This is a genomic window from Massilia scottii (genome assembly GCF_030846495.1).
GTDB lineage: Bacteria > Pseudomonadota > Gammaproteobacteria > Burkholderiales > Burkholderiaceae_D > Telluria_A > Telluria_A violaceinigra.
In genome coordinates this window covers 21,860-29,964 of record NZ_JAVCWM010000044.1, presented here as the reverse complement: position 1 = coordinate 29,964, position 8,105 = coordinate 21,860, and the positions used below count along the sequence as shown (strand labels likewise).

The window sequence follows — 8,105 nt, the reverse complement described above, 5'->3', positions numbered from 1 at the left end:
AGCTCATCTTTCGATGCGCCGTGTTTCTTTTTTGTGAACATTTGATAATTTAAGTATTCAACGTCGCTTGCGCTTCGTTGGCACCTTCATCAAACGCCCACACTTATCGACTGTTAATTGTTAAAGAACTTATTCTGTACTACTTCTGCCGTTTGCTACGAAGCGTTGTGTTCGTTGCAGCAGAGAGGTGAGATTATGCAGCGTTTCGCGTTTCTCGTCAACCCCTTCTTTACTACCGCGCCTCCTTGGAGACGTCCTCAACTGCCTGCTAACTACTTGATTTCGTTAACCCTTTCATTGGGGAGGCGAACTATAGCAAAGCCCTCGCCACCCTGGCAAGAACTTTCTGAGGGGCCACACATTTCGTCGCGTCCGGCCCACGCCCTGCTCACCAATACACGTATTTATGTGTCACGCGGCCCCTCCCTTACGGCTGGCAGCGAGCTGAACTCATCATCAGTGAAGAGCCGGGAGCGCGTCAGAAACCGGCGTCCCGTCCCATTGTCCAAGGAGAACATCCCTCCGTTTCCCGCGACCACGTCGATGACCAGCTGCGTATGCTCCCAGTAGGCGAATTGCTCCCGTCCCATATAGAAGGCCGCGCCATGCAGGTCGCCCAGGTACACATCGGTATCGCTGATATTGAAGTCGCCGTCCGGATAGCACATTGGGGCGCTGCCATCGCAGCAGCCGCCCGACTGAAAGAACATGACCGGCCCATGCCGCGCGCGCAGCTCGTCGATCATTGCGCGCGCGGCATCGGTTGCGACCACGCGTGAAAGCGCGTCACCCATGCGAAAAACTCCCGTACAGTTAGAAGAAGCCCATCGCGTTCGGGTTATAGCTGACCAGCAGGTTCTTGGTCTGCTGGTAGTGATCGAGCATCATCTTGTGATTTTCCCGCCCGATGCCCGATTGCTTGTACCCGCCGAACGCGGCATGCGCCGGATACAGGTGGTAGCAATTGGTCCACACGCGTCCGGCCTGAATGGCGCGGCCGACGCGGAAAGCGCGCGAACCGTCACGCGTCCACAGTCCGGCGCCGAGTCCATACAAGGTATCGTTGGCGATGCGCAGGGCATCGGCTTCGTCGGTAAAGGTGGTCACCGACACCACCGGACCAAAAATCTCTTCCTGGAAGATGCGCATCTTGTTATCGCCCTTGAACACAGTCGGCTGTACGTAATAACCATCCTTCATATCGCCCGGCTGCATGCAACGCTCTCCGCCGGTGAGCAGCTCGGCGCCCTCTTGCTTGCCGATATCGAGATACGAAAGGATTTTCTCCAGCTGCTCCTGCGACGCCTGCGCGCCGATCATGGTCGACGCATCGAGGGGATTACCCTGCTTGATCGCCGCCACCCGCTCCAGCGCCCGGGCTATGAACTTGTCGTAAATCGATTCCTGAATCAGCACGCGCGACGGACAGGTGCACACTTCGCCCTGGTTCAGCGCGAACATGGCAAAGCCTTCCAGGCATTTGTCGAAAAACGCATCGTCCGCATCCATCACATCGGCAAAGAAGATATTCGGCGACTTACCGCCCAGTTCCAGCGTGACCGGGATCAGATTTTGCGCAGCGTATCCCATGATCAGGCGGCCGGTACCGGTCTCCCCCGTGAACGCGATCTTGGCGATGCGCTTGCTCGAGGCCAGCGGCTTGCCCGCCTCCAACCCGTAACCATTCACAATATTGAGTACGCCCGGAGGCAACAGGTCGCCGATCAGCTCGATGAACACCATGATCGAGGCCGGCGTTTGCTCAGCGGGCTTGAGCACGACGCAATTGCCCGCCGCCAGTGCCGGCGCCAGCTTCCACACGGCCATCAGGATCGGAAAGTTCCATGGGATGATCTGCCCCACGACGCCCAATGGTTCGTGGAAATGGTAGGCATACGTTTCGTGGTCGATCTGTGCGACCGATCCTTCCTGCGCGCGGATGCACCCGGCAAAGTAACGGAAGTGATCGATGGCCAGCGGAATGTCGGCCGCGGTGGTCTCGCGGATCGGCTTGCCGTTGTCGATCGTCTCGGCGGTGGCCAGCAGGCTGAGGTTCTCCTCCATCCGGTCGGCAATTTTGTTCAGGATATTCGCGCGCTCGCTCTGCGACGTCTTGCCCCAGGCTTCCTTGGCAGCATGCGCGGCATCCAGCGCCAGCTCGATATCTTCCGCGCTCGAGCGCGCTATCTCGCAGAACACCTGCCCGGTGATCGGCGTGACGTTGCCGAAATACTCGCCCTTCACCGGCGCAACAAATTTTCCACCAATGTAATTGTCGTAGCGTTGTTTGAATGAGTTGGCCACGCCCAGCTTGCTGATATCTGCGAGATTCATGTCTTCCTCTTCCTCTATGGTTATATACCGGGAATCTCAGCATAGACGCAGATCAAAAGGAGTGCCTGCGCAAACGCAAAGAATTGTCAACGGCTACCGACAGGCTAGTCCTTTCGTTAGTGCTCTGGCGCACATTAGACCAGCAGGGCATCCGTGCTCGCTGCAGGATTCGGACGGCCCGCGTATATTGCGTACCGACGCCAAAACACCACCGGAGAACCCATGAAGCAGCACCCGTTTCGCTTGAACTACATCGCCACCTTATTCGCCCTGAGCGCGGCAGGCATGGCAGCGGCGGCCGCACCCGACGCGCCGGTCAACGCGCCGCTGGCCGATGTGGTCGTCATCAGCGGAAGCCGGGTCGAGCACGGCAGTTTCGACTTGCCGGCGGCTATCGATGTGCTCGACGCAGCGCGCATCCGCGACGGCCAATTGCGCGTCAACGCATCGGAATCGCTCAGCGCGGTACCCGGCCTGGTGGCCCAGAATCGCCAGAATTACGCGCAGGATCTGCAGATTTCCTCACGCGGCTTCGGCGCCCGTTCCGCCTTCGGCGTGCGTGGCGTGCGCCTGATTGCCGACGGCATCCCTGCAACCATGCCCGACGGACAGGGACAAGCTGCAACCTTCAACCTCGACATGGCCGAGCGCATCGAAGTGCTGCGCGGCCCCTTCTCCGCCATTTACGGCAACCATTCCGGCGGCACCGTGCAGCTGTTCACGCGCGACGGCCAGGGCCGGCCGAGCGTTGAAGGCACGGTCATCGGCGGCAGCAACGGCACGCGCAAGGTCGACGTCAACGCGCAAGGAGCGGCCAACGGCATCGGCTACGTGATCGACACCTCCCGCTTCGAGACCGATGGCTACCGCGCGCACAGCGCCGCCACGCGCGACCAGAGCTTCGCCAAGCTGACGCTGGCGCCCACCAGCACCAGCAAGCTGACCCTGACCGCCAGCGCCCTGAGCCAGGATGACACGCAAGATCCGCTCGGCGTCACCTGGGCCACGTACCAGCGCGACCCGCGCGCCGGCGAAACCGACGCCACCGACCCACAAATTCCCAAGCGCACCATTGCGGATCGCTACAACACGCGCAAAAGCATCGACCACAAACAAGCCGGCGCCGCCTTCGAGCAGCGCCTGGGCGACGACCGCGTGCGTGCGATGGTGTACGGCGGCAATCGCCAGGTCATCCAGTACCAGGCCTTCTCGAAATTCGTGCAGACGCCCGCCAGCCAGTCCGGCGGCGTGGTCGATTTCGACCGCGACTTTTACGGCGCGGACATCAACTGGCTCAGCGTGCGCAGCATGGCTGGCGGCAAGCTGAGCACCACCATCGGCATCGATTACGGCCGCTCCACCGACGAGCGCCAGGGCTACGAGAATTTCATCGGCAACCAGTTCGGCCTGCAGGGCAAGCTGCGCCGCGACGAAAGCAACGCCGTGTCCAGCTTCGATCCGTATGCCCAAGCCGAATGGCAAGGCGGCGACTGGGTGTTGACGGCAGGCCTGCGCCACAGCCGCATGAAGGTGTCGGTGGATGACCGCTTTGCTACCAACGGCAACGACAGCGGCGGCGTCAGCTACCGCCACACGACGCCCGTGCTGGGCGCCTTGGTCAAAATCTCGCCGACGATCAATGTGTACGCCAGCGCGGCGCGCGGCTTCGAGACGCCGACCTTGAACGAGCTGTTCTATTCCGGCGCCGGCGCCGGCTTCAACTTCGCGCTCAAGCCCGCCACCAGTACCCATGTGGAAGCGGGCGTGAAAGCCTATCTCGGCAGCAATACGCGCATCAACGCCGCCTTGTTCCACGTTAAAACCAGTGACGAGCTGGTGGTCGATATCTCCGGCGGCGGGCGCACCAGTTACCGCAATGCCAGCGAAACCCTGCGCAAAGGCGCGGAAGTCTCTCTGGACAGCAACTTCGGCGCGGGATTCAGTGGCCGCTTGGCAATGACGGCCTTGAACGCCACCTACCAGCAGGGATTCGGCAACGTCGCTGCCGGCAGCCGCTTGCCCGGCGTGCCCAAGGCCAACCTGTTCGGCGAGCTGGCATGGAAGAGCAGCAACGATGGCTTCGGCGCGGCGCTGGAAACCATCGCCAGCAGCAAGATATATGCGGAAGACGCCAACGCGGAGATCGCCGCGCCGGGATACGCGATTCTGAATGCGCGCTTCCAGGCGAAACAGTCATTGGGCGGATGGCGCCTGAAGCAGTTCGTGCGCCTGAATAACCTGAGCGAGCGCCGGTATGTGGGATCGGTGATCGTCGGCGACGCCAACAAGCGCTTTTACGAAGCGGCGCCCCAGCGCAACTGGCTGGCGGGCGTGAGTGCCCAATACGTATTCTGATGTGTCGAAACCGGCGCGGCTGAAAAAGCCGCTCGCTACCCGGCGTCGGGATTGGCTCGGGCATACACCCGGGCAATGAGCACCGGCGCCGCGCCGAACGGAATGAAGACGAGACTAAATCCCAGGAAAAATCCCAGCAGGACCTCGTGCAGCGCAGGCCCCTGTTGCTCTTCTATCGGCTTAGATTGGTCCGGGCTATTTCTCGCAACGCTCAGAACCGCAAGGAGTCCGATAAAAATCCCGATCACCAGTGGGGCGAGCAAGGTTTCGCGCTCAGGCAAGGACAGTTTCACAGGGCGGACCTCGGCAGCATGACAGGCCCCAGAAAATTGCTTAACCAGCCACCTTACACGAAAAGCAGGATCACACCGGCCCCGGATACAGCTTTGCCAGGGTCGCGCGCGCCACCGTCGTTGCAATCGCCTCGACGTCGGCGGCCGCCTTGCCGGCCTCGCCCTCCTGGCGCAGCGCCTGCCACAGCCCGGCCAGCTTCCCCGCCTGCTGCGCCACGGCATCCTCCACCTCGGCCTGCCAGAACGCCGGCGCCTCGCCTTCGACGAAGTTCCCGCGTCCGCGTCCGAAGTGGGCCACCGCCAGATAACGCAGGATGCTACTGACCAGCAAGGTCTGCAGAAAATCGTCGGCGAACTGCATCGTGGTGCGGTTGCGGTCGGTGCTGGTGTTAAAGCCCCATGCCGCCCCGGCCGCCGTCAGCGCGCCCACCACGCCCCCCAGCAGCGCTCCCGCGCCGAAGGTCAATCCGCCCGCCATCAGATCGGCCGACAAGCCGGTCGCCGCGCCCGACACCACGGCACCCAGCAGCCCGGCCTGGGCCCGGTCGACCGGCGCGCGCACGGTAAAATTCTTGCTCACGCGCGCGTTGATCTTGGGCGCCTCGCTCGGGTCGAGCTTGTGCAGCGCCAGCAGACTAGCGGTGGTGGCAGCAATATTCTGGTTGAGCCGGTCGATCAGCACCGCCATGGCGCGCTCCTGCCGCTGCTGGTCGTTCTTGCCCAGACCCACCACTTTCATGGCCGACTTGAGCAAGGTCTTTTCGTCCGCCTCGACCGGCTCGCTATCGCGCGCGGCACCCATCAATTGCGCGCTGGTGATGCGCATCGATTCCACGAAGCGTTCGCGGTTGTTCGACTCCCACAGCGCAAACAGGCGCGCGTAGCCGGCCTGCTTGGACTCATCGACGAGCTTGCCGACCGCTTCGTAAAACACCCGCTCATGCACCCAGCAGCGCGCAAAGGCATCGAGCGCCAGCACATCGCGCACGATCTTGTACTGGTCCAGATGCTGTTTCCAGCGCGTCTGTTCTTCCTGTTCTTCATTGGCGGGACGCGGCGGCCCCAGCTGGTTGAGCAGCACCACCACCGGTTTGCCGAGCCACTCCAGGATGCGCATTTCGGCCGGTAAATACCCGGCGTCGCGCGGATGTTCGGACGAGTTGACCAGATACAGCACCACGTCCGCTTCATCGCGCGCGGTGCGCAGCGCCTGCTGGCTGAGCCAGAACGGACGGTCGCGGTAACGGTCCAGCACTTCGCGCAGGAACCAGCCGATCGGATTGCCCGACATGGCCAGCCGCTTGAACAGGCGCACCGAATCGCCGAAGCCGGGCGTATCCCACAATTGCAGGGTATCGCCCTCGTTTGTTTTGAGCAGCAGGTGCGACTCGGCAAAGATGGTCACGTGGGCGGCATCGCGCACCTCGCCCACGTCCACCCCGACCAGCGTACGCGCCAGCGTGGTCTTGCCGTTGTTGGTATGCGAGATCAGCGCAAACTGGATATGGACAGGGGTGTCGCTCATGATGCCTTCGATAAACTAAGTCCGGCGCCGGGCTCCAGCGGGCGGCGCTCTGGATCGAGCAGGTTGACGATGGTCGCCGGGGCGCGGTGGAAGTTGCAGAACTGTTGCCACAGCGCGATGCGCTCGGCCAGCCGCACATCGTCCCCGGCCTGCGCAACGCTGCGCTCGACCAGCGCCGACTCATCGATCAGCACGGCAATGCCGCGCTTGGACGAACGCACCAGATAATCGAGAAAGGCGCCCTGGTTTTCCTTCTCCGGCGTCGCGGCCAGACTGAACAGAACGGCGGTTGCCGTCACGCTCGGATCGTCCACCGTCAGGTCGCGCAGAGAATCGACGGCTTCCTCTCCATAGCCGGACGATGGGCGCAGCATCACCCGGGCCTGTTCGCCGAACAGGGTGACCGCCACCTGCGAAAGCCCCTTGTCGCGCGCCTCGTCGAGCGTAAAGCTGTACGGCAGCACGCGCAGCACAGCCGGCGCGGTGGTGCCGGCCTCGCCGTTCAGTTTGCGGAAATACGGTTGTTCCAGGTCCAGCGGAAACCTGTTGTGCATCCGCTGCGCGCGCCAGTGCGCCACCCCGGCCAGGATCAGGCGCGGCAGCACCACCAGCAGCAGCAAGGTTGCGCCATATAAATGCACCCATCTGGCCCCGCCCGCCCCGCTCGGCGTCTGCGAAAAGTGCAGGGCCTCGATATCGGCGACACTGAAGCCTTCCAGCGGCAACAGCGCCATGGCCGGCGCGAACAGGACCGACAGGATGGCATGCACCTGCCCGGCACCCAGGAAGGTGCTTTCCCAGCCAGCCACATATTCCGACAGAAAACCGCGCGCATACAGCGACAGGACCGCGCCCAGGGCAAACATGGCGGCGGCCAGATGCATGGTGCGCGCCAGGCGCGCCAGGGTCAGCTTGGCGCTCAGTTCGGTCCACTGCAGGCTGAAATCGGCCAGCGCGGACGCCAGCACATTCGGTAACTTGCGCGGCAGCGACAATTGGGCTCCGCTCAGGCGCCGCAGCAAAGCCGGCGAGACCCAGCCGTTCTTGCGTGCGGGCACGAACAGCCAGGCCAGCAACAGCAGGTACACCGCACCATTCCATCCGATAATCGCCAGCAGCGGCGCCGACAGCAGGTCGACCCGGTGCGGGTCGCCAATCCGGTCGACCGCGGCGCCGAGCACCAGCGCCAGCAGCGGCAAGCCCAGCGACAGCGCCTTGAAGCCGGCACGGCGCCGCGCAATGGCCGCGAAAGCGGGCGTGCGTTCGCCCAGGCGCTTGAGGATCTGCTCGGCCCTCTGCTGCAAAAAATGCTCGTTCGTTACCGCCGCCTTGCTGTCGGAGGCCTGCCACTGCGCCAGTTCCCTGGCACTGCGGCTGGCATACAGGCGATCGTCATCGCTGAGTACCTCGTGCTTGCCGTCCATTGTTTCGACGGAGCGCACCAGCACCACATCCCGTGCAACCTGCTCGTTCATGTTCTTCCTGTTTTCTTTTAACGAAATCTTTTGTATGAAGCGACAACATTCACAGGCCAATTGTGCCGCACTTTGCCGCATTGTGCCGACACACGCTGGTCTCCCGGAAACGACGCAGCCTGA

At 62.7% G+C, this 8,105-nt stretch carries 6 protein-coding genes; 1 reads left to right on the top strand and 5 read right to left on the bottom strand.

The window, feature by feature from the left end; translation table 11 throughout:
• Positions 1-404: 404 nt before the first annotated feature.
• Together RBA41_RS32345 and adh are read right to left on the bottom strand one after the other, a co-directional pair.
• Positions 405-794, bottom strand: coding sequence for a DUF779 domain-containing protein (locus RBA41_RS32345; RefSeq protein WP_306628454.1), 390 nt, complete (start codon positions 792-794; stop codon positions 405-407).
• A 19-nt stretch (positions 795-813) separates the two neighbouring features.
• Entirely contained in the window at positions 814-2,334 is a 1,521-nt protein-coding gene (gene adh, locus RBA41_RS32340) for an aldehyde dehydrogenase (protein WP_306628453.1), read from the bottom strand.
• Between the two features lie 222 nt (positions 2,335-2,556).
• Here adh and RBA41_RS32335 point away from each other — a divergent pair, with 222 nt between their 5' ends.
• On the top strand, positions 2,557-4,689 hold the full coding sequence (locus tag RBA41_RS32335; RefSeq protein ID WP_306628452.1) for a TonB-dependent receptor family protein: 2,133 nt from the start codon (positions 2,557-2,559) through the stop codon (positions 4,687-4,689).
• Between the two features lie 35 nt (positions 4,690-4,724).
• On the opposite strand, the gene RBA41_RS32330 is transcribed toward RBA41_RS32335, so the two are convergent.
• The 3 genes from RBA41_RS32330 to RBA41_RS32320 form a co-directional block, all read right to left on the bottom strand.
• Positions 4,725-4,982, bottom strand: a complete 258-nt coding sequence (locus RBA41_RS32330) for a hypothetical protein (protein ID WP_306628451.1) — start codon at positions 4,980-4,982, stop codon at positions 4,725-4,727.
• 70 nt (positions 4,983-5,052) lie between these two features.
• Positions 5,053-6,507, bottom strand: coding sequence for a DUF3482 domain-containing protein (locus RBA41_RS32325; RefSeq protein ID WP_306628450.1), 1,455 nt, complete (start codon positions 6,505-6,507; stop codon positions 5,053-5,055).
• Complete coding sequence (locus RBA41_RS32320) at positions 6,504-7,982, bottom strand: DUF2868 domain-containing protein (protein WP_306628449.1); 1,479 nt, start codon at positions 7,980-7,982, stop codon at positions 6,504-6,506. Before RBA41_RS32320 ends, RBA41_RS32325 begins: the two co-directional genes overlap by 4 nt.
• Between the last annotated feature and the right edge of the window lie 123 nt (positions 7,983-8,105).

What these genes read in the sequence shown, in the direction of transcription:
- RBA41_RS32345 (WP_306628454.1), bottom strand. Translation starts at nt 794, where the DNA reads ATGGGTGACGCGCTTTCACGCGTGGTCGCAACCGATGCCGCGCGCGCA.
- adh (WP_306628453.1), bottom strand. Translation starts at nt 2,334, where the DNA reads ATGAATCTCGCAGATATCAGCAAGCTGGGCGTGGCCAACTCATTCAAA.
- RBA41_RS32335 (WP_306628452.1), top strand. Translation starts at nt 2,557, where the DNA reads ATGAAGCAGCACCCGTTTCGCTTGAACTACATCGCCACCTTATTCGCC.
- RBA41_RS32325 (WP_306628450.1), bottom strand. Translation starts at nt 6,507, where the DNA reads ATGAGCGACACCCCTGTCCATATCCAGTTTGCGCTGATCTCGCATACC.
- RBA41_RS32320 (WP_306628449.1), bottom strand. Translation starts at nt 7,982, where the DNA reads ATGAACGAGCAGGTTGCACGGGATGTGGTGCTGGTGCGCTCCGTCGAA.